Annotated in this window: 21 protein-coding genes; 10 read left to right on the top strand and 11 right to left on the bottom strand. The window is 61.6% G+C overall.

Annotated features, from left to right (window positions below):
• Positions 1-112 precede the first annotated feature (112 nt).
• Both LOY67_RS10650 and LOY67_RS10645 read left to right on the top strand, forming a co-directional pair.
• The gene (locus tag LOY67_RS10650) at positions 113-1,756 is read left to right on the top strand and encodes a GMC family oxidoreductase (RefSeq protein ID WP_265067122.1); all 1,644 of its coding nucleotides are present in this window, start codon (positions 113-115) and stop codon (positions 1,754-1,756) included.
• Between the two features lie 202 nt (positions 1,757-1,958).
• Positions 1,959-3,584, top strand: coding sequence for an MFS transporter (locus LOY67_RS10645; protein WP_265067121.1), 1,626 nt, complete (start codon positions 1,959-1,961; stop codon positions 3,582-3,584).
• A gap of 91 nt (positions 3,585-3,675) precedes the next feature.
• On the opposite strand, the gene LOY67_RS10640 is transcribed toward LOY67_RS10645, so the two are convergent.
• Positions 3,676-4,083 (bottom strand): response regulator, encoded by a 408-nt coding sequence (locus tag LOY67_RS10640; RefSeq protein WP_265067120.1) that lies wholly within the window; start codon positions 4,081-4,083, stop codon positions 3,676-3,678.
• Positions 4,084-4,323: 240 nt separating this feature from the next.
• Between LOY67_RS10640 and LOY67_RS10635 the strand changes: the two genes are divergently transcribed.
• Positions 4,324-6,270, top strand: coding sequence for a DNA topoisomerase III (locus LOY67_RS10635; protein ID WP_265067119.1), 1,947 nt, complete (start codon positions 4,324-4,326; stop codon positions 6,268-6,270).
• Positions 6,271-6,952: 682 nt separating this feature from the next.
• On the top strand, positions 6,953-7,282 hold the full coding sequence (locus tag LOY67_RS10630) for a hypothetical protein (RefSeq protein WP_265067118.1): 330 nt from the start codon (positions 6,953-6,955) through the stop codon (positions 7,280-7,282).
• 54 nt (positions 7,283-7,336) lie between these two features.
• On the opposite strand, the gene glsB is transcribed toward LOY67_RS10630, so the two are convergent.
• Entirely contained in the window at positions 7,337-8,245 is a 909-nt protein-coding gene (glsB, locus tag LOY67_RS10625; protein ID WP_265067117.1) for a glutaminase B, read from the bottom strand.
• Between the two features lie 140 nt (positions 8,246-8,385).
• On the opposite strand from glsB, the gene LOY67_RS10620 reads away from it, so the two are divergent.
• The gene (locus LOY67_RS10620; protein ID WP_265067116.1) at positions 8,386-8,580 is read left to right on the top strand and encodes a hypothetical protein; all 195 of its coding nucleotides are present in this window, start codon (positions 8,386-8,388) and stop codon (positions 8,578-8,580) included.
• Between the two features lie 9 nt (positions 8,581-8,589).
• Here the strand turns inward: LOY67_RS10620 and LOY67_RS10615 are convergent, their stop codons facing one another.
• The 8 genes from LOY67_RS10615 to LOY67_RS10580 all read right to left on the bottom strand — a co-directional run bounded on the left by LOY67_RS10615 (position 8,590) and on the right by LOY67_RS10580 (position 14,800).
• Entirely contained in the window at positions 8,590-9,609 is a 1,020-nt protein-coding gene (locus LOY67_RS10615) for a hypothetical protein (protein ID WP_265067115.1), read from the bottom strand.
• Positions 9,610-9,842: 233 nt separating this feature from the next.
• Positions 9,843-10,772 carry a ZIP family metal transporter gene (locus tag LOY67_RS10610; RefSeq protein ID WP_265067114.1) on the bottom strand — a complete coding sequence of 310 codons (930 nt, stop codon included), beginning with the start codon at positions 10,770-10,772 and terminating at the stop codon, positions 9,843-9,845.
• 109 nt (positions 10,773-10,881) lie between these two features.
• Positions 10,882-11,763 carry a manganese catalase family protein gene (locus LOY67_RS10605; RefSeq protein ID WP_265067113.1) on the bottom strand — a complete coding sequence of 294 codons (882 nt, stop codon included), beginning with the start codon at positions 11,761-11,763 and terminating at the stop codon, positions 10,882-10,884.
• A gap of 233 nt (positions 11,764-11,996) precedes the next feature.
• The gene (locus LOY67_RS10600; RefSeq protein WP_265067745.1) at positions 11,997-12,374 is read right to left on the bottom strand and encodes a general stress protein; all 378 of its coding nucleotides are present in this window, start codon (positions 12,372-12,374) and stop codon (positions 11,997-11,999) included.
• A gap of 227 nt (positions 12,375-12,601) precedes the next feature.
• A complete protein-coding gene (locus LOY67_RS10595; RefSeq protein ID WP_265067112.1) occupies positions 12,602-12,787 on the bottom strand; it encodes a metallothionein in 186 nt (61 codons plus the stop codon).
• A gap of 11 nt (positions 12,788-12,798) precedes the next feature.
• The gene (locus LOY67_RS10590; RefSeq protein ID WP_265067111.1) at positions 12,799-13,065 is read right to left on the bottom strand and encodes a hypothetical protein; all 267 of its coding nucleotides are present in this window, start codon (positions 13,063-13,065) and stop codon (positions 12,799-12,801) included.
• A gap of 61 nt (positions 13,066-13,126) precedes the next feature.
• Entirely contained in the window at positions 13,127-13,636 is a 510-nt protein-coding gene (locus tag LOY67_RS10585; RefSeq protein WP_265067110.1) for a ferritin-like domain-containing protein, read from the bottom strand.
• A 264-nt stretch (positions 13,637-13,900) separates the two neighbouring features.
• Positions 13,901-14,800: a LysR family transcriptional regulator gene (locus LOY67_RS10580; RefSeq protein ID WP_265067109.1), complete on the bottom strand. Its 900-nt coding sequence runs from the start codon at positions 14,798-14,800 to the stop codon at positions 13,901-13,903.
• A 145-nt stretch (positions 14,801-14,945) separates the two neighbouring features.
• On the opposite strand from LOY67_RS10580, the gene LOY67_RS10575 reads away from it, so the two are divergent.
• Genes LOY67_RS10575 through LOY67_RS10565 form a run of 3 tightly spaced genes read left to right on the top strand, consistent with a single transcriptional unit; the run spans position 14,946 to position 17,536 of the window.
• A complete protein-coding gene (locus tag LOY67_RS10575; protein WP_265067108.1) occupies positions 14,946-15,644 on the top strand; it encodes a CoA transferase subunit A in 699 nt (232 codons plus the stop codon).
• A gap of 33 nt (positions 15,645-15,677) precedes the next feature.
• Complete coding sequence (locus tag LOY67_RS10570; RefSeq protein ID WP_265067107.1) at positions 15,678-16,343, top strand: CoA transferase subunit B; 666 nt, start codon at positions 15,678-15,680, stop codon at positions 16,341-16,343.
• Positions 16,344-16,354: 11 nt separating this feature from the next.
• Positions 16,355-17,536 (top strand): acetyl-CoA C-acetyltransferase, encoded by a 1,182-nt coding sequence (locus LOY67_RS10565; protein WP_265067106.1) that lies wholly within the window; start codon positions 16,355-16,357, stop codon positions 17,534-17,536.
• Between the two features lie 389 nt (positions 17,537-17,925).
• Here LOY67_RS10565 and LOY67_RS10560 read toward each other — a convergent pair whose 3' ends face one another.
• Complete coding sequence (locus tag LOY67_RS10560; protein ID WP_265067105.1) at positions 17,926-18,636, bottom strand: FadR/GntR family transcriptional regulator; 711 nt, start codon at positions 18,634-18,636, stop codon at positions 17,926-17,928.
• Positions 18,637-18,973: 337 nt separating this feature from the next.
• Here LOY67_RS10560 and LOY67_RS10555 point away from each other — a divergent pair, with 337 nt between their 5' ends.
• Entirely contained in the window at positions 18,974-20,320 is a 1,347-nt protein-coding gene (locus LOY67_RS10555; RefSeq protein ID WP_265067104.1) for an MFS transporter, read from the top strand.
• Between the two features lie 28 nt (positions 20,321-20,348).
• Complete coding sequence (gudD, locus tag LOY67_RS10550; RefSeq protein WP_265067103.1) at positions 20,349-21,692, top strand: glucarate dehydratase; 1,344 nt, start codon at positions 20,349-20,351, stop codon at positions 21,690-21,692.
• The last annotated feature ends 178 nt before the right edge of the window (positions 21,693-21,870 follow it).

Below are 21,870 nucleotides of genomic sequence, written 5' to 3'. Positions count from 1 at the left end.
TCCTTGCCCATCGCTGTTTATAAACGCACAGCCACTGCGCAAAAACTAACATTCTTTTAACGAAAACTAACAACTAGGATGGATCACACAAAAACAAAAAAAGAGGTCGCGGATGCAACCTGTCGTCGATGAATACGATTACGTGATCGTGGGCGCCGGCCCTGCCGGATGCCTGCTGGCCAACCGGCTTTCGGCCAACCCTCAACACCGGGTACTGCTGCTCGAAGCCGGCGGGCGCGACAACTATCCATGGATCCACATCCCGGTCGGCTATCTGTTCTGCATCGGTAACCCACGCACCGACTGGTGCTTCAAGACCGAAGCGCAACCCGGCCTGCAAGGGCGCGCCTTGAGCTATCCGCGTGGCAAGGTCCTGGGCGGCTGCTCTTCCATCAACGGCATGATCTACATGCGCGGCCAGGCCGCGGACTACGACGGCTGGGCCGCCGAGGGCAATTCCGGCTGGGCCTGGAAGGATGTGTTGCCGCTGTTCCGTCAAAGCGAAAACCACTTCGCCGGGGATTCCGACCTGCATGGCGCCAGCGGCGAATGGCGGGTCGAACGCCAGCGCCTGTCATGGCCGATCCTCGACGCCTTCCGCAATGCCGCCGAACAGAGCGGCATTGCCAATGTCGACGACTTCAACGGTGGCGACAATGAAGGCTGCGGCTACTTCCAGGTCAATCAGAAAGCCGGCGTGCGCTGGAATGCAGCCAAGGCCTTCCTGAAACCGGTTCGACAGCGCGCCAACCTGACGGTCCTCACCGAGGTCGAGGTCGATCGCGTGCTGCTGCGCGATGACCGGGCCCACGCCGTCAGCGCCCGCTGGCAAGGCAAAGGCATGACCTTCAAGGCACGCAAGGAGATCGTCCTGTGCGCCGGCGCCATCGGCTCGCCGGGGATCCTGCAGCGCTCCGGGATCGGCCCGCGCAACTTGCTGCAGCGCTTGGGGATCGGCGTGGTGCATGAACTGCCGGGCGTGGGCGGCAATCTGCAGGATCACCTGCAACTGCGGCTCATCTACCAGTTGGAAAACGCCCGGACCCTGAATCAGATCGCCGGCACGCTGTGGGGCAAGATGGGCATGGGCCTGCGCTATCTGTATGACCGCAGCGGCCCGCTGTCCATGGCGCCCAGCCAACTCGGCGCGTTTGCCCGCTCGGGGCCGGAGCAGACCTCGGCCAACCTCGAATATCACGTGCAACCCTTGTCCCTGGAACGCTTCGGCGAACCTCTGCACAGCTTCCCGGCGTTCACCGCGTCAGTCTGCGACCTGCGCCCACAGAGCCGCGGTCGGGTGGACATCCGCTCGGCCGATCCCCACGAGGCGCCGCTGATCCAGCCCAATTACCTGAGCCATCCCGAAGACCTGCGGGTCGCCGCCGACGCCATCCGCCTGACCCGACGCATCGTCGCAGCCCCTGCCCTGCAAGCCTTCAAGCCGACGGAATACCTGCCGGGCCCCAGCCTGCAGAGCGAAGAAGAACTGCACCGGGCAGCCGCCCGTATCGGCACGACGATTTTCCATCCGGTGGGCACCTGCCGCATGGGCCAGGACGGCGACGCAGTGGTGGACGCGCAACTGCGGGTCCATGGCATCAAGGGCCTGCGCATCGCCGACGCCTCGATCATGCCGCGCATCACCTCGGGCAATACCTGCTCGCCGACGTTGATGATTGCCGAGAAGGCGGCGCAGATGATGTTGGAGTCGAATGCTACAAGCACCGTCAGCACCAAGGAGACAGCAACAGTCTGAAGAACAACCAAAGTCCCTTGTGGGAGCGAGCCTGCTCGCGATGGCGATGTGTCAGTCAACCTATTCGTTAACAGGCATACCGCTATCGCGAGCAGGCTCGCTCCCACAGGGGGATGTGGAATCAAGGAATGCATCAAAGCAGGAGATGCCCATCGGCATCGACAGTGGAACAACAAAAACAATCACTGTGAGGGATACCGCAATGTCAGAGCATGTTCAGCCCCTGGAAGCCACGCGCAGCGTCGACACCAGCCGGGACACCCAGAAAGTCATCTTCGCCTCGTCCCTGGGGACGGTGTTCGAGTGGTACGACTTTTTTCTCTACGGCGCCCTGGCGGCGGTGATCAGCAAGCAGTTCTTCGCCGGTGTCAATGACACCACGGCGTTCATCTTCGCCCTGATGGCGTTCGCCGCCGGCTTCGTCGTGCGGCCATTCGGTGCGCTGGTGTTCGGGCGGCTGGGGGACATGATCGGGCGCAAATACACCTTCCTGGCAACCATCATCCTCATGGGCCTGGCGACGTTCTGCGTCGGCCTGCTGCCCAACTACGCCAGCATCGGCATTGCCGCGCCAATCATCCTGGTCGCACTGCGCATGCTCCAGGGCCTGGCCCTGGGCGGTGAATACGGCGGCGCGGCGACCTACGTCGCCGAGCACGCGCCCATCGGCAAGCGCGGCTTCCATACCAGCTGGATTCAGTCCACGGCCACCCTCGGGCTGCTGCTCTCATTGTTGGTGATCCTGGGCTGCCGCTACTTCACGGGGGATCAGTTCGAAGTCTGGGGCTGGCGCATTCCGTTCCTGCTGTCGATCCTGCTGCTGGGCATCTCCACCTGGATCCGCATGAGCCTGCATGAATCGCCGTCCTTCGTGAAAATGAAAGAGGAAGGCAAATGCTGCAAAGCGCCGATCCGCGAATCGTTCGGTCAATGGGAAAACCTCAAGGTGGTGCTGATCGCGCTGTTCAGCATCAACGCCGGGCAGGCGGTGACCTTCTATGCCGCACAATTCTACGTGCTGTTTTTCCTCACCCAGTTCCTGAAGATGGACCCGGCCCTGGCCAACAGCCTGCTGATCGTCAGCGTGGTCATCGGCGCGCCGTTCTTCATTTTCTTTGGCTGGCTCTCGGACAAGGTCGGGCGCAAGCCGGTGCTGATGATCGGCCTGCTGTTGGCGACGGCGCTGTACTTCCCGATCTTCAAGACCCTGGCCCACTACGCCAACCCGGCCATCGACCTGGCAAGCCGCCAGGCACCAATCAGCGTGGTCGCCGACCCGGCCACCTGCACCTTCCAGTTCGACCCGGTGGGCAAGGCGCGTTTCGACAGCCCGTGCGACAAGGTCAAGACCTTCCTGGTCAAGCAAGGCCTGCCCTACAGCAGCGTCGCGGCGCCGGCTGGCAGCCCTGTGCTGGTCAACGTCGGTGACGTGAAGATCGAGGGTTACGACGAGGCGGCCCTGCGCGGCGCGGTGACGCTGGCGGGCTACCCGCAAAAGGCTGATGCCCAGCAGATCAACAAGCCGATGATCGTCGCCTTGATCGTGGCGCTGATCATCATCTCGGCGATGTGCTACGGGCCGCTGGCGGCGCTGATGGTCGAACTGTTCCCGACCCGCATCCGCTACACCTCCATGTCCCTGCCCTACCACATCGGCAATGGCTGGTTCGGCGGTTTCCTGCCCACCGTGTCGTTCGCCCTGGTGGTCTACACGGGGGATATTTTCTACGGGCTGTGGTACCCGGTGATGATCACCGGCGTGAGCCTGGTGGTGGGCATGCTCTGCCTGCGGGAAACCAGGAATGTGGACCTGGATAAACTGCTGTAGGAGCTGTCGAGTGCAACGAGGCTGCGATCTTGCCCCAAACAATTGAGTCAAAGGCAAAAGATCGCAGCCTTCGGCAGCTTCTACTGTCATATCAATGGATCTGATGATCCTTCACCGTGCTCTCCACCAGGTCCAGCATCTGTCCCAACGCCCACGGCTTGGCGATGAATGCAGCGTGGTGCTTGATCCCGGCGCTTTCCGGCGTTTCGTAGCCGGACATGATCAACAGCGGTATCTGCGGCCAGCGGTCCCCGGTCAGGTTCGCCAGGTCCGCGCCATCCAACGTGCCCGGCATGGTGATATCAGTCAGCAACAGGTCGACAAAATCCGCGCTCTGCTCGAGGAATGTCAGCGCCGAATCGGCGCTTTCCCGAGGCTCCACGACAAACCCTTCGTCCTCCAGGATCTCACACAGGAATTCCAGTATCGTCGGGTCATCCTCAACAACGAGAATCAGACGCGTGGTGGCCTGTCCGTCGCCCTTCGGCATCGAATTCATAAAGTGACTCTCCTTGATCCCGCCAATTGTGTTCGCGGTTTCAGCCGCTCTGAAAGTTATGAGCGATGCCCTCGCGAGAAATTCATTCCGAGTGCAAACCGGCCGCCGAACGTCATTCCAGACACGCCGTTGCAACGCAGCGCAACGCTTTATCTGTATATCCATACAGATAAAGCTTGCTCCCGGGCCGATCCCTGACCATGCTATCGCTCCATGAAACCTGCTCAGGAAAAGGGCGTTATGCGGTTGTACCTGTGTGAAAAACCGTCCCAGGCCAAGGACATCGCCGCCGTGCTCGGCGCCACGCGGCGCGGCGACGGCTGTTGGTTGGGCGCGAACGTCACGGTGACCTGGTGCATCGGCCATCTGCTGGAAACCGCCCCGCCCGATGCCTACGATGCCCGCTACAAGCGCTGGGTGCTGGCCGACCTGCCCATCGTGCCGGCGCAATGGAAAATGACCGTCAAGCCGAAAACCGCCGGCCAGTACAAGGCGGTCAAGCGCCTGCTGGGGGAAGCGAAGGAACTGGTGATCGCCACCGACGCCGACCGCGAGGGCGAAATGATCGCCCGGGAACTGGTGGAACACTGCCGCTATCGCGGGCCGATCCAGCGGCTGTGGTTGTCGGCCCTCGACGAAGCCTCGATCCGCAAGGCCCTGGCCGCCCTCAAGCCGGGGGCCGAAACCTTCAACCTGTATCATTCGGCCCTGGGCCGCTCCCGGGCCGACTGGCTGATCGGCATGAACATGAGTCGCCTGTTCACGCTGCTGGGGCGTCAGTCCGGTTATCAAGGCGTACTGCCGGTGGGCCGGGTGCAGACACCCACCCTGCGACTGGTGGTGGACCGCGACCGCAGCATCGCCGACTTCGTGCCGGTCGCCTACTGGGCCATCGACGTGCAACTGCGCCACGCCGGTACCGCCTTCATCGCCCAGTGGCGCGCCGACCCCGACGCCTGCGACGACCAGGAGCGCTGCCTGAACCAGGCCCTGGCCCGCGACGCCGCCCAGGCCATGGACAACGCCGCCACAGCCCGGGTGACCAAGGTACGCACCGAGCGCCTGCGCGAAGCAGCGCCGCTGCCCTTCGACCTCGGGACCCTGCAGGAAGTCTGCTCGAAGAAGCTCGGCCTCGGCGCCCAGGAAACCCTGGACATTGCCCAGTCGCTCTACGAAACCTACAAAGTCATTACCTATCCCCGTAGCGATTGCGGCTACCTGCCCTTGAGCCAGCACAGCGAAGCGCCCGCCATCCTGGCCGCCCTCGCCCAGGCCGACCCGGGCCTCGCGCCGCTGCGTGAACACCTGCAACCGCAACGCAAGTCCCGGGCCTGGAACGATGCCAAGGTCAGTGCGCACCACGGCATCATCCCCACCGCTGCGGCGAAGAACCTCGACAAGCTCGCCGGCAAGCAACGGGCCGTCTATACGCTGATCCGTGCGCGGTACCTGGCGCAGTTCCTGCCCAACCATGAATACGACCGGACCCAGGCCGACTTCGACTGCGCCGGCCAGGCGCTGCGGGCCGTGGGCAAGCAGATCGTCGAACCCGGCTGGAAACGCGCCTTGCCCGAAGCATTGGCACCGGCAAAGGGCCGTGAAGTGCCCGCGCCGCAACCCCTTCCGGTGTTGACCGAGGGGCATGATTGCGCCGTGGACGAGGTCAGGCTCAAGGACCTCTGGACCCAGCCACCCAAGCCGTTCACCGAAGGCGACCTGATCAAGGCGATGAAAAACGTCGCCAAACTGGTGGAGGATCCGCTGCTCAAGCAGAAGCTCAAGGACACCACCGGCATCGGCACCGAAGCGACCCGGGCGTCGATCATCCAGGGCCTGCTCGATCGCGGTTACCTGGTGAAAAACGGCAAGGCCTTGTCCGCCACCCCGGCGGCCTTCAGCCTGATCGACGCGGTCCCCCGCGCCATTGCCGACCCGGGCACCACCGCCATCTGGGAACAGGCGCTGGACATGGTGCAAAGCGGTGAAATGAGCCTGGAGGAATTCGTGACCCGGCAAGCCGCCTGGATGAGCAAGCACATCGCCCGCTGCCAGGGCATGAGCCTGACCATCAGCGGCCCCGCCAGCCCTGCCGGACGTGGCGCAACACCGTGGAAAAACAAACGCAAGCCGACCAAGCGCAAGACCACCGGCACCCCGCGTAAAGCAGCCAAGACCAAGACAGTTTGAGGTTTAAGGATACCTTTGTGGCGAGGGGATTTATCCCCGCTGGGCTGCGCAGCAGCCCCAAATGCTGTTGTCACTACAGCATCAAGCCAAACGCAAGGGGGGTGCTTCGCACCCCAGCGGGGATAAATCCCCTCGCCACAGATAAATCCCTCGCCACAGAGTGTTCAACTCGCGCCCTCTCACCGTTTTTTCATACCCAAACCATTTTGTCCGACAATATGTAGTGATCAAAAATAATCACTACAAAACCGTTGACGCCTCCGATTTGCCCTTGCATGATGCAGACGTCTCCCCGATCGGGAGTACAGGCAACTGTTTGAGCAAGCTCGTCTGACCGCCGAGCTGTTTTTTGGATAAGGGACTGCCCACAAGGCAGATTGAAGGTGCTGACCTGGCATGACCGTCCGGTAACAAGGACGAGAAACGTCGGCGAAGGTCCTCATGACGCGCGTGGTCGACCCTCGAAAGTTGACACTGCCTGAAGGTTCTTCGCTGTTTCTCTTCGTTGTAGCGCATTTGCGTAGCAGCCCTTCGATAGCACTACACAACCGATGCACGACCCCGTCGAAGTCTGACGGACGAACGCTGACGGCCTGGTTTCGGTAGCAGGCAGGCACTTACCGAGAAGCGAAATCTTTGCGAACCACCAGACAGATCAACCAAATGGTCAAGGGGCTTACACATGAATCTGAACAATCAACCATCTATTGATGAACTGGCTCGCATGTTCGCAGCACAGAAAGACACGCTCGACAGCCATATCCTGTGGATCAGCAAGACTGGCCAGGTCCATATGGATCGTCTGTCGCCCTACGCTCACGAAGATGAGTTCGAACAGAACCAGCAAGACCTGTGCGCCCGGTTGAAGATGTACCGCCGCGGCCAAGGCTACGTGGGCAAGAAGGCTGCGGCCGACAAGGACTTTATCGGTCGCGTGCTGCAGACGCTGACCCAGGCCTGGCAGTCGATGCAACCCACGTCTGAAGTCCGGGTCATCGACCGCTTCTGCTGAGTGCACTCAAGCCAAAGGGCCCGTTCCTGAACAGGAACGGGCCCTTTTCTTTTGTCAGAACACCGACCAGCCAATCCGCTGGCTGAGCAACTCCAGCGCCGCCATGCCGGCCAGGGAGTTGCCGGCAGCGTTGAGCTCCGGCGACCAGACGCACACCGTGAAGCGCCCCGGTACCACGGCGACAATCCCGCCACCCACACCGCTCTTGCCAGGCAGGCCGACGCGATAAGCGAAATTGCCGGCCTCGTCATACAGCCCGCTGGTCGCCATGATGGAATTGACCTGCTGGGTCTGGCGGGCACTCAGGATCTGTTCGCCACTGTGCTTGCAGAATCCGTCGTTGGCCAGGAAGCAGAACGCCCGGGCCAGGTCGATGCAGCTCATCCGTAGCGCACAGTGACTGAAATAACTGCGCAGCACCGCTTCCACGTCGTTATGGAAGTTGCCGAACGATTGCATCAGGTAAGCCATCGCCGCGTTCCGGGCGCGGTGCTGGTATTCCGAATCAGCGACCTTGCCGTCCACCATCACCTGGGGATTGCCCGACAGGCGTCGCACGAAATCACGCATCGATAACGCAGGGGCGGCGAAACGCGACTGGTTGATATCGCAGATCACCAGGGCACCGGCGTTGATGAACGGGTTACGGGGGCGACCGCGCTCGAACTCCAGTTGCACCAGGGAATTGAACGGCTGGCCGGACGGTTCATGTCCCAGACGTTCCCAGATCGCTTCACCGGAGTGCTCGATGGCCTGTACCAGGCTGAACACCTTGGAAATACTCTGTACCGAAAACAGCGTTTCGGCATCACCTGCGCAATACATCTCGCCGTCGTTGCCATACACGGCAATACCCAACTGATTACCAGGCACGCTGCCCAGGGCAGGAATGTAGTTGGCCACCTTGCCCTGACCGATCAGGGGGCGAACCGCATCGAGGATCTCGTTCAACAGTGCTTGCATGTGCGCAGGGTCCAGTCATTCCCCGTTCGAGTGCGGAGATACAGACCCTAGACGTCAACAATCGGGATCAGAGCACACTGCCCGCACCTGCCACACAATCGAGCGGTCTATAGTGAAAGACCAACCGACAGGAGTCCACGATGCGCCAGATCATGCAGAAAGAACCCTGGTGGGCCTCGCCGCCCCGGCCCGGGCAGGATGAAAGCGAGCTGGAATGGGGCTGGCTGGTGATCTACAGCGAAGGCGAACCGCGTTTCGAGTTCGTCAGGGAACGCCCTTCTGACGAACAGATCCGCCACCGCAAGGGTTGTCGCGTCACCCTCTGCGCGGAATGAACCCATCCATCACGGCTTGAGGTCCGGCAACACCACCGCCCGATTTGCCAGCGCCGCCTCCACCAGGTTGCCTTCGATTTCTTCGTCCAGGTAGTACACCGGTGCCAGCACCCCACTGAGGGGATGCTTGAGGGACTTGAACCAGGCCTCATCGAACGCGGTACTCAGGCTTTTGCGAATCTGCGCCTCCATTTCCGGCCGCTCGCCTTCGTGGATGATCGCGCGGATGCCCGCCACACCCACCGAAATCAGCGCACCCGCCGCCTTCCCAGCCACGGCGGCAGCCGCACCGGCCGCACCGCGTGTGGCGAACTGGGCTTCGATCTTTTCGGCGGTGTGTTGCGCCACCGTGGCGATCACCGCATCCGACGGGCCCGAACCCGTGGCGGCGGCCTTGTTGACGTGATCGATCAGCGCAGCGTAGGCCGGCAGTGTATTCAGCGGCTCGGTGTGGACCATCTCGTACAAGGAAGCATCGCGCGCCGCCGGCGGGCCCAGGTTGATTGCAGTAATACCGTGCAGGCGCCGGTTCATCAGCTCATTCGGGACTTGATGCCTCTGTGCGATCACCCGGACCTGCTGATCGAGCAGGCGCACGTAATAGCTGGTCGCAGCGGCCCTGATGGCTTCGGGATCGATCTCCACGGCCACCGGTTCCAGCACCTGCTCGCGGTATTGCTCCTGAAGATAGAGCGCCAGGCGGTTGGAGGCAGAATCCGCTTCGCCCTTGGCGCTGGCGGCATACCAACTGACCTTCACCGCCATCCATTCCTGGGTCCAGTAGCTGCTGAACCAGGGGATGAACTCAGCCTCGGTCCGCTCGTAGACCAATACCCGCCAGTGCTCCATTGACCCCCGAGCGTAGACTTCGGTTTGCTCGATAGCGCTTTTGGACGCGGCGATGATCTGCTGGTCGACCTGCCGCCAGGTGTCCTGTGAGACCGTAACCGCACTGGCCTGCTGGCCGCGCTCTACCGTGGCGCACCCCGCCAGAGCGATCAAAACGGCCAGCATCAGCGAACGCAGCACGATCGCGCCACTCCGGATTCATGTCATCCATGGAGTTGAGTATAGGCGGCAAGCTGCTCGCGATGGCGTCAGCACATCCGGCATCGATACAGCTGACCCACCGCTATCGCGAGCAGGCTCGCTCCCACAGGGTTCTGGTGTGATCCCGGAAGCAGCGTCCATCGCAAATCCCTTGTGGGAGCGAGCCTGCTCGCGATGGCGGCGGTACAGTCACCCTCAATGCAAGCTGACCCTCAGCCCAGCGCCGTGTCGAGGAACATCATCACCGCAAACCCCATCATCAACCCCAGGGTAGCCGGGGTCTCGTGGCCGTTGCGATGGGTTTCGGGGATCACTTCGTGAGACACCACGAAGATCATCGCCCCGGCGGCCAGCCCCAGGCTGATGGGATAGGCCACGGCCACGCCCGAGGACATGCCCAGGCCGATCACCGACCCCAGCGGCTCCATCAGCCCCGAACCGACCGCGATCAACGCGGCACGCAAGGTGCTGATGCCGGTGACCCGCAGCGCCATGGCAATGGCAAGTCCCTCGGGGATGTCCTGGATGGCAATCGCGGTGGTCAGCGGCAGCCCGACCTTGAAATCGCCATCGGCAAAACTGACGCCAATCGCCATGCCTTCCGGCAAGTTGTGCAAGGTGATCGCGAGCACGAACAACCAGACGCGATTGATGCGCTCGGCCTGCGGACCGCGCCGGCCGCTCAACTCGTGTTCATGGGGCACGAAACGGTCGAGGCCGATCATCAGGGCAACGCCCAGGCCCAGGCCGACCACGACAACGAATGCCGCCAGTAACTGATTGCCGCAAATGACCTGGGCAGCTTCGATGCCGGGCAGGATCAGCGAGAACGAACTGGCGGCCAGCATCATGCCTGCAGCGAACCCCAACATGATGTCCTGGGTGCGTGACGAAATATCCCGCAGCACCACGGCCATCAATGCACCCAGGGCCGTGGCGGCAAAACCGGACGTACCGCCCAGCACTGCATAGCCCAGGTTCTGGCGGTCAGCGCCCACCAGTGCGTTGTAGCCACTGTAGAGCAGCAAGGCGGCGACCACCGCCAGCCCGAGCCAGAAGCTGATCCCCAGCAACAGGTTGTTCTGCACGGGATCCAGCCAGGTACGCCAGGGCGTGCGGATCCGGGAGGTGGGCTGGTCCATCGAATATCCTTACTGGCGCAAGCCATGCCATGCCTGATCGCTCGCGCCACGGCGGGAAACGATCAAACGGTATGATCTGGCGAGGGAGCCCTGCCCCCTCGCCGCTTTCCTACAGTTTGTCAGCTTGCATCCCCGAACCCAAGTCGGCACCTGTGGTGGGGTCGCTTTCGGGGTTGGACATCGTCCGCGCCTTCATGTCCATCAGCAGGGCTTCGTCTTTTTTACTCAGTTGTACGCTGGCCAGGCCATCGCCGCCATCCACCGCCGGCGTGGGGTCTTCGACAAACTCCCAATCGTCGCCCTGGTTCCATGGGCCGCGTACGGCCGGCTCGCCCTGGGACATGTTGAAGTACACATTGGTGAACTCCGGCATGCCGGGCAATTTACCTTGAGGGAAATTGGGCTGGATAGCGTGCAGGGCTTTTTCGAATGACAACTGGTGAGCGATTTCCCGGGTCATCAAAAAGCCCAAGGCTTCTTTCACACCCGGGTCGTCAGTGACATTCATCAGCCGCTCATAGATGATTTTTGCCCGTGCCTCGGCGGCGATGTTGGAGCGCATGTCTGCGGTCGGCTCGCCGATGGTATCGATGTAGGCTGCGGTCCAGGGCACACCGGCCGAGTTGGTCAGGGGCGAACCGGCGCCATACAGAAGACTGGTGATATGGGAATCGTTGCCGGCGCCGTTGATGTCCCGATACAACTGCCCTTCCTTTTCCACGCCTTCGGCCATCCTGCCCTTGGCGCCCTTGTTCAGCATCACGATGATCGAACCGATGATCTCCAGGTGGCTGAGTTCCTCGGTAGCGATGTCCATGAGCAAGTCCTTGCGGCCCGGATCATCCTCGGACAACGCCTGGGTGAAATAGCGCGATGCCGCCGCCAACTCGCCCTGGGCGCCACCAAACTGTTCCAGCAACAGGTTGGCGAGGCCTGGATTCGGCTCGGCCACGCGCACCGTGTACTGCAGTCGCTTGTTATGTAGAAACATGATTGTATTCCTCGATCAGGGCACAACTTATGGGCCTGCCGGCAAACGGCAGACTGACAAATGTCTGAATGAATGAAAGGAATTTAATTTACTTTTTATTCAATAAAGAAGACCAGCGGTCAACTTTTAGCAGTCGCACCATTAAATAAAGAACACGGCCAACGGCCCCAATTTTTTATGATTTAACAATACAGGCCCCGACTGGCATCAAGGGGCCTGCATGTCATGGCGTATTACGATTTACGACCACCGCCGTGGCTGTTCTCACCGCCCTTCTTGCCGGCTTCCGAAGCTTTTTCCCGGTCGTTGGCGAAATTGCCGCCTGACGCCTGGCCACCTTTGCGCCCGGCTTCTGAAGCACGTTCAGGGTCGTTGGCAAAATTGCCGCCGGAGGCTTGCCCGCCCTTGCGCCCGGCTTCCGCGGCACGCTCAGGGTCTTTGGCGAAGTTGCCGCCGGATGCCTGGCCACCTTTGCGGCCGGCTTCAGAAGCACGTTCAGGATCGTTGGCAAAATTGCCCCCGGACGCTTGCCCGCCTTTTTTCCCGGCTTCCGATGCCTTTTCACGATCGTTAGCGAAATTGCCAGGGTTGTTATTGCCTGTATTAGCCATTTCATTCACCTCGTTAGTTACTGTTAACGAACCTGTCGGCTCGTATTATTCGGAAAACCTGGCGCCGATAAGGTTTGAACAGAGTTCGGTAGACGGCGACGAACGGTCGGCACCGTGAAGTTCATTGCCAACGAACAACCCGACGCTATCGAACAAGCGGCATCCGATAAATTTACTTAAATAATTGAAGACCATTGAAGGGCCTTACATATAGCCCGACAAACTCGCTAACAGTGCGTGTCCTTGCCACTGCCCTCGCAATGGCAGTCGGGTGCCGGACAGGGTTCGCCGTTGGGATGCTGCTCTGCGCAGGCCTGGCTGCAATAGGCCTCGCCGTCGTGGTTGAACACCCGCTGCGGGTCCACCTCGCACTGGCAATCGGGGCAACCGCATTTCATTTTCGATTCGCTCATGCTGTTTCTCCTCAGGAGCCCACCAGTAACTGGACCTCGAGATTGGCGGCCGCAACACCGTGCTTGACCACGTACACCTCGGCGCTCCAGCCTTTGGTCAGGTTGCGGTAGGACTGGATGCCAAGGGCCGTGTCGCTGCTCCATTCCATGACGTCACCGACATCGATGTCATTGGTCGAACGCAGCTCGAGCACGGTGTGACCGTCCTCTGCCACGTACACGCCGACCATGGCGCTCTGTCGATTGATGGCCCGTACCTCACCGCTGGTCTGCTTCATACGCCTCCTCTGCCCGTCGGGTTGGAGAGCGGCCGGCCCGGAGAGCCGACCGCTCTCACACTCAGCGCTTGGCTTCGGTATGGGGGTTGGCGGAACGTTCGAGGAACGCCTGGGTGATCTGCGGCAAGTGGTCGCGCAGCCAATCGGCCATGGCGACTTCCTGTGGCAGGATCTGCTCGCAGGCACGCTGGGTCTCGACATCGCCGGCCGCTTTCGCCGCTTCGATCAGCACGGTATAGGAAGCGATTTCGAGGTTCTCGAACACGTAGCCACTCATCGCGCCCTTGACCACTTCATCGCTCATGGTCATGCCGCCCACCGCCTGGCCGAAAGCCATGAGCTTTCCGGCCATGTCCTTGAGCATCGACGTGCTGCCGCCCAGGCGCTGGATGCATTGTTCCACCAGTTTCTGTTGCCCGAGGGTTTCCTGCAGATGCTCTTCGATGCGGGCCTTCAGTACTGGATAGTGCTCCAGGCGCTCGGCCTGGGCCTTGAGCATTTTTTCTGCTTGCTGCTCCATGGCATGGGCGTCGTTGAGCCAGTCCAGCAGGTTCTCTTTAGGCGTTGCCATTTCCTTCTCCTTACCCGTAGTCGGCACTGCACCGCAGCGCGACGGTTCTGAAATACCGCACATAAAAGTGGATGTTCCAGGCAGTGGGAAAGTTTGAAGGAACCGCGACACAGGGCGACGAAAGGTGTTACGGACTGTGGCCCGACATAGTCCACTGTGGGAGCGAGCTTGCTCGCGATAGCGGTGGTTCAGCTTGCGTTGATGTCGAATGTGCTTCCGCATCGCGAGCAAGCTCGCTCCCACAGGCCCGTGCAGACCGGATGACTACATACCCAATCGAGCCCCCAGGTCCTGATCCTTGAGGGTATCGAACAGCGCCTGCGCCGCCGCCGAGAGTTCATGTCCCGGCTTGGTCAGCACCCCGATGGCGCGCTCCACCACCGGATCGCTGAGGGTGATGCAACGCGCGCCCAGCTCGTGCATCTGCCCGACGCACAGCGCCGGCACCGCGCTCACCCCGAGGCCGCTGGCGACCATGCGCCCGACCGTCGCAAGCTGGTGGCTTTCGAATTCCACCGGTAGCTTCATGCCCCTGGCCTGGAGATGCTCCTCGAGCATCACTCGCACGGTGGAGGGCCGTTGCAAGGTGATGAACGGTTGTTCCAGCAACGTCTGCCACTGGATTTCGCTGCGTTGGGCCAAGGGCGAATCCAGTGGCACCACCGCAACGAAACGGTCCAGGTACAACGGCGTGAATGCCAGGGATGACCCCTGCAGCGGCTCGAACGCAACACCCAGTTCGACATCACGATCGCGCACCATCTCCAGCACCTGTTCGTTGATCACATCGTTGACCGTGACGTTGACATTCGGATAGCGGACGCGGAAGGTCTTGAGGATCGGTGGCAGCAGGTTGCCGGCAAACGACGGCATCGCCGCCAGCTTCACGCGGCCGCGCTGCAAGGTGAAGCGCTGGCGCATTTCATCCTCGGCGTTGTCCCAGTCGGCAATCAGCCGTCGGGCCAGGGGCAACAGGGATTCACCCTCAGGGGTCAGCGCGACGTTGCGGGTATTGCGGCTGAACAGGCGCCCGCCCAGGCCTTCTTCCAGGGCCTTGATGGTCAGGCTCAGGGCCGATTGGGACAGGTGCAGTCGCTCGCAGGCCACGGCGAAACTCAGGCTCTGGGCCACGGCAAGGAAGGCACGGATCTGCTTGAGGGTCATGGTCGCTAAGCTCCAAGCCGCAAGAGATGCGCGGCGATTATTGAGATTTATCAATCAATCAAATCTAAAAATCAACTTAACAAATATATGACTTGGCGCAACACTGCATTCCATTGCGACCCCATCAAGAATAAAAGAGGTGTCTATGGCAGGTTTCGACAAACGCGTGAGCTCTTATGAAGAAGCCCTGGCGGGCTTGAAGGACGGCATGACCGTCATCGCCGGCGGCTTCGGCCTGTGCGGCATTCCGGAAAACCTGATCGCCGAGATCAAGCGCAAGGGCATCCGCGACCTCACCGTGGTGTCCAACAACTGCGGCGTCGACGGCTTCGGCCTCGGCGTGCTCCTGGAAGACCGGCAGATCCGCAAGGTGATCGCCTCCTACGTCGGCGAGAACGCCCTCTTCGAGCAGCAGCTGTTGAGCGGCGAAATCGAAGTCCAGCTCACCCCCCAAGGCACCCTCGCGGAAAAAATGCGCGCCGGCGGTGCAGGCATCCCCGCGTTCTTCACCGCCACCGGCGTCGGAACCCCGGTGGCCGAAGGCAAGGAAGTGCGTGAATTCCATGGCCGCCAGTACCTGATGGAAGAATCCATCACCGGTGACTTCGCCATCGTCAAAGGCTGGAAAGCCGACCACTTCGGCAACGTGGTCTATCGTCACACCGCACAGAACTTCAACCCGCTGGCCGCCACGGCGGGCAAGATCACCGTGGTCGAAGTCGAAGAAATCGTCGCACCCGGCGAGCTGGACCCGACGCAGATCCACACCCCTGGCATCTACGTCGACCGGGTCATCTGCGGCACGTTCGAGAAGCGCATCGAACAGCGCACCGTGCGCAAGTGATCCCCTGCCTCCAGCCAAAGAAGGAATAACAACATGGCACTTTCCCGCGAACAAATGGCTCAACGCGTCGCCCGCGAAATGCAGGACGGCTACTACGTGAACCTGGGCATCGGCATTCCCACCCTGGTCGCCAACTACATCCCCGAAGGCATGGAAGTCATGCTGCAATCGGAAAACGGCTTGCTCGGCATGGGCGCATTCCCCATCGAAGCCGAAGTCGATGCCGACATGATCAACGCCGGCAAGCAGACCGTCACCGCGCGCATCGGCGCATCGATCTTCTCTTCCGCCGAGTCGTTTGCGATGATTCGCGGCGGCCACATCGACCTGACCGTGCTCGGCGCGTTCGAGGTGGACGTCGAAGGCAACATTGCCTCGTGGATGATTCCCGGCAAACTGGTCAAGGGCATGGGCGGTGCGATGGACCTGGTGGCCGGTGCCGAGAACATCATCGTCACCATGACCCATGCGTCCAAGGACGGCGAATCGAAACTGCTGCCCCGTTGCAGTCTGCCGCTGACCGGCGCCGGTTGCATCAAGCGCGTACTGACCGACCTGGCCTACCTGGAAATCCAGGACGGCGCCTTCATCCTGAAAGAACGTGCCCCGGGTGTCAGCGTCGAAGAAATCGTCGCCAAGACCGCCGGCAAATTGATCGTGCCGGACCACGTCCCTGAAATGCAGTTCGCTGCCCAGTGAGGAGAGATTCGATGCAAGAAGTCGTGATTGTCGCCGCCACCCGTACCGCCATCGGCAGTTTCCAGGGTTCGCTGGCTTCCATTCCTGCACCGGAACTCGGTGCAGCGGTGATCCGCCGCCTGCTGGAACAGACCGGACTTTCCGGCGAACAGGTCGATGAAGTGATTCTGGGCCAGGTGCTGACCGCAGGCTCCGGGCAGAACCCGGCGCGCCAGGCGTCGATCCTCGCCGGGTTGCCCCATGCCGTGCCCGCGATGACCCTGAACAAAGTCTGCGGCTCGGGGCTCAAGGCCTTGCACCTCGGTGCCCAGGCGATCCGCTGTGGTGATGCCGACGTCATCATCGCCGGTGGCATGGAGAACATGAGCCTGGCCCCCTACGTGCTGCCGGCCGCCCGCACCGGTCTGCGCATGGGCCACGCGAAGATGATCGACAGCATGATCACCGATGGCTTGTGGGACGCGTTCAACGATTACCACATGGGCATCACCGCCGAGAACCTGGTGGACAAGTACGGCATCAGCCGCGAGGAGCAGGATGCCTTTGCCGCCGCCTCCCAGCAGAAAGCCGTGGCCGCGATTGAAGGTGGCCGGTTTGCCGATGAGATCACGCCGATCCTGATTCCCCAGCGCAAGGGCGACCCGGTGGCGTTCGCTACCGACGAGCAACCGCGCGCCGGGACCACTGCCGAATCCCTGGGCAAACTCAAGCCCGCTTTCAAGAAAGACGGCAGCGTCACCGCTGGTAATGCTTCGTCACTCAATGACGGGGCGGCGGCGGTGTTGCTGATGAGCGCTGAAAAAGCCAAGGCCCTGGGTTTGCCGGTACTGGCGAAGATCAGTGCCTATGCCAATGCCGGCGTCGACCCGGCGATCATGGGCATCGGCCCGGTCTCGGCCACCCGCCGCTGCCTGGACAAGGCCGGCTGGTCCCTGGAGCAACTGGACTTGATCGAAGCCAACGAAGCCTTCGCCGCCCAGTCGCTGGCGGTGGCCAAGGAGCTGAAATGGGACATGGACAAGGTCAACGTCAATGGCGGCGCCATCGCCCTGGGTCATCCGATCGGCGCTTCGGGCTGCCGGGTACTGGTGTCGTTGTTGCATGAGATGATCAAGCGCGACGCCAGGAAAGGCCTCGCGACGCTGTGCATCGGTGGCGGCCAAGGCGTGGCCCTGGCCCTGGAACGGGCGTAACCGGCAACGGGTTCAAACGGTGGCTGAGCGGACCCACGAATATCCGCGCAGCCACTGGCAACACTACCGGCGCAACTTCGGTTGCGCCGGTTTTTTTTGCCTGCTGATCGTCAGGGCGATGTTGGCTGTGAGGACGCTATCGCGAGCAGGCTCGCTCCCACAGGGGATCTGCGGTGGTCACAGCATCACGGCCACCACCGGACAATGTGGGAGCGAGCCTGCTCGCGATAGCGGTGGGTCTGTCACTTGGAGGTTGAAATGTACCGCCGCCTTCGCGGGCAAGCCCACTCCCACAGGGGATCTGCAGTGGTCACAGCATCACGGCCACCACCGGGCAATGTGGGAGCGAGCCTGCTCGCGATAGCGGTGGTTCAGCCAACAACGGGCCATCAGGCCCCCGCACCAAACCGGTCACGGCTGTTGGTCAGATGCAGCCACATGGCGGCGCGGGCGGCGTCCGGGTCCTGGCGCTTGATGGCGTTGAAGATGGCCTCGTGCTCGAGGTTGGCCAACTGCGCCAGTTTCCCCAGGTCAACCTGGCCCCTTTCGGCCACGTTCACCCGGGTCCTGGGGATCATCGCGCTGCCCAGGTGCTGCATGACCTCGACAAAACAGGTGTTGGCCGTGGCTTCGGCAATGAGCAGATGGAAGCGCCGGTCGGCTTCGACGCAGCTGTCGTTGTTGCTGAGTAACCGCTGGTAGTCATCCAGTGCCTGGCGCATCTGCTGCAAGTGCTGTTCGCTGCGGCGTTGGGCCGCCAGGGCCGCCGCCTGGGTTTCCAGGCCCAGGCGCAGTTCCAGGATGCCCCGCACCCCTGCCGCCGTATCGACGTTGAGGCGCAGCCCCGGCTCGCCGGTCGGCTCCAGCACGAAGGTACCGATGCCATGGCGCGTCTCCACCAGCCCCGAAGCCTGCAACTTGGAAATCGCCTCGCGCACCACCGTGCGGCTGACGCCATGTTCCAGCACGATGGCGCCTTCGGAGGGCAGCTTCTGCCCCGGTTTCAATTGCCCCAGCAGAATGCTCTGGCTGAGCTTCGTCACCAGGTCATGGGCCAGGTTGTGGGTACGTTTGCGCTGGGGCGCGTCGGTGTCTTGCATCGCCGGGGTTTCTCAAGTGCAGGCTGATTGATCCTACCACCAGCGGCTCGGATAAGGGTCACCAGAACACACCCATCTTGTATGACAACATACCGAATATCGCTACTTTCTTGCTCACCAACTCCTTGCCCGACCTCCCTGGGGCTCTGACTCCGATCTTTCAAAATCTCTTATTAAACCCATAAAAACCAACAAATACGGCATAAACAGGCCACCTATCCAATCCAGACAGCCTCAAAAACAACTTGTCATCGAAAAAAATCAAGTTGTATGATGTCTATCAACATCTACACCTGCTCGATGCCCCGCATAAAAACAATGAGTGGGAGAAAAACCAGTGAACACATCCAGCCTCAAGGCGAATGCCGGCGCGGATCCGGTGCTGTCGTCGGCCATTTCCAAGGTCAAGCGCCACATCCTGCCGCTGTTCGTCATCATGTTTATCGTCAACTACATCGACCGTGTGAACATCGGCTTCGTACGCGCCCATATGGAGCACGACCTGGGCATCGGTGCCGCCGCCTACGGTTTCGGTGCCGGGTTGTTCTTCATCGGCTACGCGCTGTTCGAAGTGCCCTCCAACATCCTGCTGCAAAGAATCGGCGCGCGTATCTGGCTGACCCGCATCATGCTCACCTGGGGCCTGGTGGCGGCCGGCATGGCCTTCATCCAGAACGAAACCCACTTCTACATCCTGCGCTTCCTGCTGGGTGTGGCCGAGGCCGGTTTCTTTCCTGGGGTGATCTACTACTTCACCCGCTGGTTGCCAGCCGTCGAACGCGGCAAGGCCATCGCCATCTTCCTCAGCGGCTCGGCCATCGCTTCGTTGATTTCCGGCCCGTTGTCCGGGTTGCTGCTGCAGATCAACGGCCTGGGCATGCACGGCTGGCAATGGATGTACTTCATTGAAGGGATGTTCTCTGTCGGTCTGTGCGTCTTCGTCTGGTTCTGGCTGGACTCCAAGCCCCACGACGCCAAATGGTTGAGCCGCGATGAGCAGGACGCGCTGGTAAAAACCATCGATGACGAACAACTGGCTCGCGAGGCCGCCACGCCGGTCATGCTGTCCATCGGCCAGTTGCTCAAGGATCGCCAGATCATCCTGTTCTGCCTGATCTATTTCTTCATTCAACTGACGATCTACGCCGCCACGTTCTGGCTGCCGAGCATCATCAAGAAGATGGGCGACCTCAGCGATATCCAGGTCGGGTTGTTCAATTCCATTCCCTGGTTGCTGTCGATTGTCGGCATGTACGCCTTCGCCTCGCTGTCGGCCAAGTGGAAGTTCCAGCAAGCCTGGGTGGCGGCTGCGCTGCTGATTGCCGCGGCGGGGATGTTCATGTCGACTGTCGGCGGGCCGGTCTTCGCCTTCGTCGCCATTTGCTTCGCGGCCCTGGGCTTCAAGTCGGCGTCGTCGCTGTTCTGGCCGATCCCCCAGGCCTACCTGGACGCACGGGTCGCCGCCGGGGTCATCGCGCTGATCAACTCGGTGGGCAACCTCGGCGGGTTCGTCGCCCCGACGACGTTCGGCCTGCTGGAGCAGCACACCGGCTCGATCCAGGGTGGCCTTTATGGCTTGGCGGGCACGTCCATCATCGCGGCGATCATCGTCTTTGCCGCCCGCAATACGCCCAAGCCCAAAGCCGCAACGACGCCGGCCAATCCGGCAGCCAGCCACGTCTGATCATTCGATTCGTTCAAGGATAAGCACCATGAATTCCCAAGAAGCCAGCAAAGCCCCGATCATCACCAGCATGCAGATCGTGCCCGTGGCCGGCCATGACGGCATGCTGCTGAACCTCAGCGGTGCCCATGGCCCGTTCTTCACCCGCAACGTCGTCATTCTCAAGGACAACGCCGGCCGCACCGGCGTCGGCGAAGTGCCAGGCGGCGAGCGCATTCGCCAGACCCTTGAGGACGCCCGGGCACTGGTGGTCGGCAACCCCATCGGCACCTACCAGAAGATCCTCAACAGCGTCCGTCAGGCGTTCGCCGACCGCGATGCCGGTGGCCGTGGCCTGCAGACCTTTGACCTGCGCATCACCATCCACGCGGTTACCGGGTTGGAAGCGGCGTTGCTGGACTTGCTCGGCCAGCACCTGGACGTACCGGTCGCCGCCCTGCTCGGCGAAGGCCAGCAGCGCGACGAAGTGAAGATGCTGGGTTATCTGTTCTACGTCGGTGATCGCCAGCAGACCGACCTGCCCTATCGCAGCGAGCCGGATGCCGACAATGACTGGTTCCGCGTACGCCACGAGCAGGCCCTGGACGCCGCCGCCGTGGTGCGCCTGGCCGAAGCGGCCCACTCGCGTTATGGCTTCCAGGACTTCAAGCTCAAGGGCGGTGTGCTCAGGGGCGACGAAGAGATCGAAGCGGTCACCGCCCTGGCCGAACGCTTCCCCCAGGCACGCATCACCCTGGACCCGAACGGCGCCTGGTCACTCAAGGAAGCCATCCGCCTGTGCCGTGACCAACACCGGGTACTGGCCTATGCCGAAGACCCTTGCGGGGCCGAGAACGGTTATTCGGGTCGCGAGGTCATGGCTGAGTTTCGTCGTGCCACCGGCCTGAAGACCGCCACCAACATGATCGCCACCGACTGGCGCGAGATGGGCCACGCGATCACCTTGCAGTCAGTGGACATCCCCTTGGCCGACCCGCATTTCTGGACCATGCAGGGTTCGGTTCGGGTGGCGCAGATGTGCAATGAATGGGGACTGACCTGGGGCTCGCACTCCAACAATCACTTCGATATTTCCCTGGCGATGTTCACCCACGTGGCCGCCGCCGCACCGGGTGACATCACGGCCATCGACACCCACTGGATCTGGCAGGACGGCCAGCGACTGACCAAGGCACCGCTGCGGATCGAGGGTGGCTGCGTGCAGGTGCCGAAGAAGCCGGGGCTGGGGATCGAGCTGGACATGGATCAGTTGGCCAAGGCCCATGAGCTGTACAAAGGCATGGGACTGGGGGCGCGGGATGATGCGGTGGCGATGCAGTATCTGATTCCGGGGTGGGCGTTCAACAACAAGCGGCCGTGTCTGGTGCGCTAAGACCACACGGGTGAGATTGCTGCATATGAACCCGTAGGAGCTGCCGAAGGCTGCGATCTTTTGATCTTTTGATCTTTTGATCTTTTGATCTTTCGATCTTTCGCTTGAGATTCAAGTGTCAGGGGAAAGATCGCAGCCTCGTTGCACTCGACAGCTCCTACAGGGCAATCATCATGCC

This window comes from Pseudomonas sp. B21-056 (assembly GCF_026016325.1).
Classification (GTDB): Bacteria; Pseudomonadota; Gammaproteobacteria; order Pseudomonadales; family Pseudomonadaceae; genus Aquipseudomonas.
Note: the sequence above shows the minus strand (reverse complement) of the source record. Positions and strands in the feature narration are given on the sequence as shown.

Excerpts from the sequence above, each read along its gene's own strand:
- LOY67_RS10650 (WP_265067122.1), top strand. The coding sequence starts at position 113 with ATGCAACCTGTCGTCGATGAATACGATTACGTGATCGTGGGCGCCGGC.
- LOY67_RS10645 (WP_265067121.1), top strand. The coding sequence starts at position 1,959 with ATGTCAGAGCATGTTCAGCCCCTGGAAGCCACGCGCAGCGTCGACACC.
- LOY67_RS10640 (WP_265067120.1), bottom strand. The coding sequence starts at position 4,083 with ATGAATTCGATGCCGAAGGGCGACGGACAGGCCACCACGCGTCTGATT.
- LOY67_RS10635 (WP_265067119.1), top strand. The coding sequence starts at position 4,324 with ATGCGGTTGTACCTGTGTGAAAAACCGTCCCAGGCCAAGGACATCGCC.
- LOY67_RS10630 (WP_265067118.1), top strand. The coding sequence starts at position 6,953 with ATGAATCTGAACAATCAACCATCTATTGATGAACTGGCTCGCATGTTC.
- glsB (WP_265067117.1), bottom strand. The coding sequence starts at position 8,245 with ATGCAAGCACTGTTGAACGAGATCCTCGATGCGGTTCGCCCCCTGATC.
- LOY67_RS10620 (WP_265067116.1), top strand. The coding sequence starts at position 8,386 with ATGCGCCAGATCATGCAGAAAGAACCCTGGTGGGCCTCGCCGCCCCGG.
- LOY67_RS10610 (WP_265067114.1), bottom strand. The coding sequence starts at position 10,772 with ATGGACCAGCCCACCTCCCGGATCCGCACGCCCTGGCGTACCTGGCTG.
- LOY67_RS10605 (WP_265067113.1), bottom strand. The coding sequence starts at position 11,763 with ATGTTTCTACATAACAAGCGACTGCAGTACACGGTGCGCGTGGCCGAG.
- LOY67_RS10600 (WP_265067745.1), bottom strand. The coding sequence starts at position 12,374 with ATGGCTAATACAGGCAATAACAACCCTGGCAATTTCGCTAACGATCGT.
- LOY67_RS10595 (WP_265067112.1), bottom strand. The coding sequence starts at position 12,787 with ATGAGCGAATCGAAAATGAAATGCGGTTGCCCCGATTGCCAGTGCGAG.
- LOY67_RS10590 (WP_265067111.1), bottom strand. The coding sequence starts at position 13,065 with ATGAAGCAGACCAGCGGTGAGGTACGGGCCATCAATCGACAGAGCGCC.
- LOY67_RS10585 (WP_265067110.1), bottom strand. The coding sequence starts at position 13,636 with ATGGCAACGCCTAAAGAGAACCTGCTGGACTGGCTCAACGACGCCCAT.
- LOY67_RS10580 (WP_265067109.1), bottom strand. The coding sequence starts at position 14,800 with ATGACCCTCAAGCAGATCCGTGCCTTCCTTGCCGTGGCCCAGAGCCTG.
- LOY67_RS10575 (WP_265067108.1), top strand. The coding sequence starts at position 14,946 with ATGGCAGGTTTCGACAAACGCGTGAGCTCTTATGAAGAAGCCCTGGCG.
- LOY67_RS10570 (WP_265067107.1), top strand. The coding sequence starts at position 15,678 with ATGGCACTTTCCCGCGAACAAATGGCTCAACGCGTCGCCCGCGAAATG.
- LOY67_RS10565 (WP_265067106.1), top strand. The coding sequence starts at position 16,355 with ATGCAAGAAGTCGTGATTGTCGCCGCCACCCGTACCGCCATCGGCAGT.
- LOY67_RS10560 (WP_265067105.1), bottom strand. The coding sequence starts at position 18,636 with ATGCAAGACACCGACGCGCCCCAGCGCAAACGTACCCACAACCTGGCC.
- gudD (WP_265067103.1), top strand. The coding sequence starts at position 20,349 with ATGAATTCCCAAGAAGCCAGCAAAGCCCCGATCATCACCAGCATGCAG.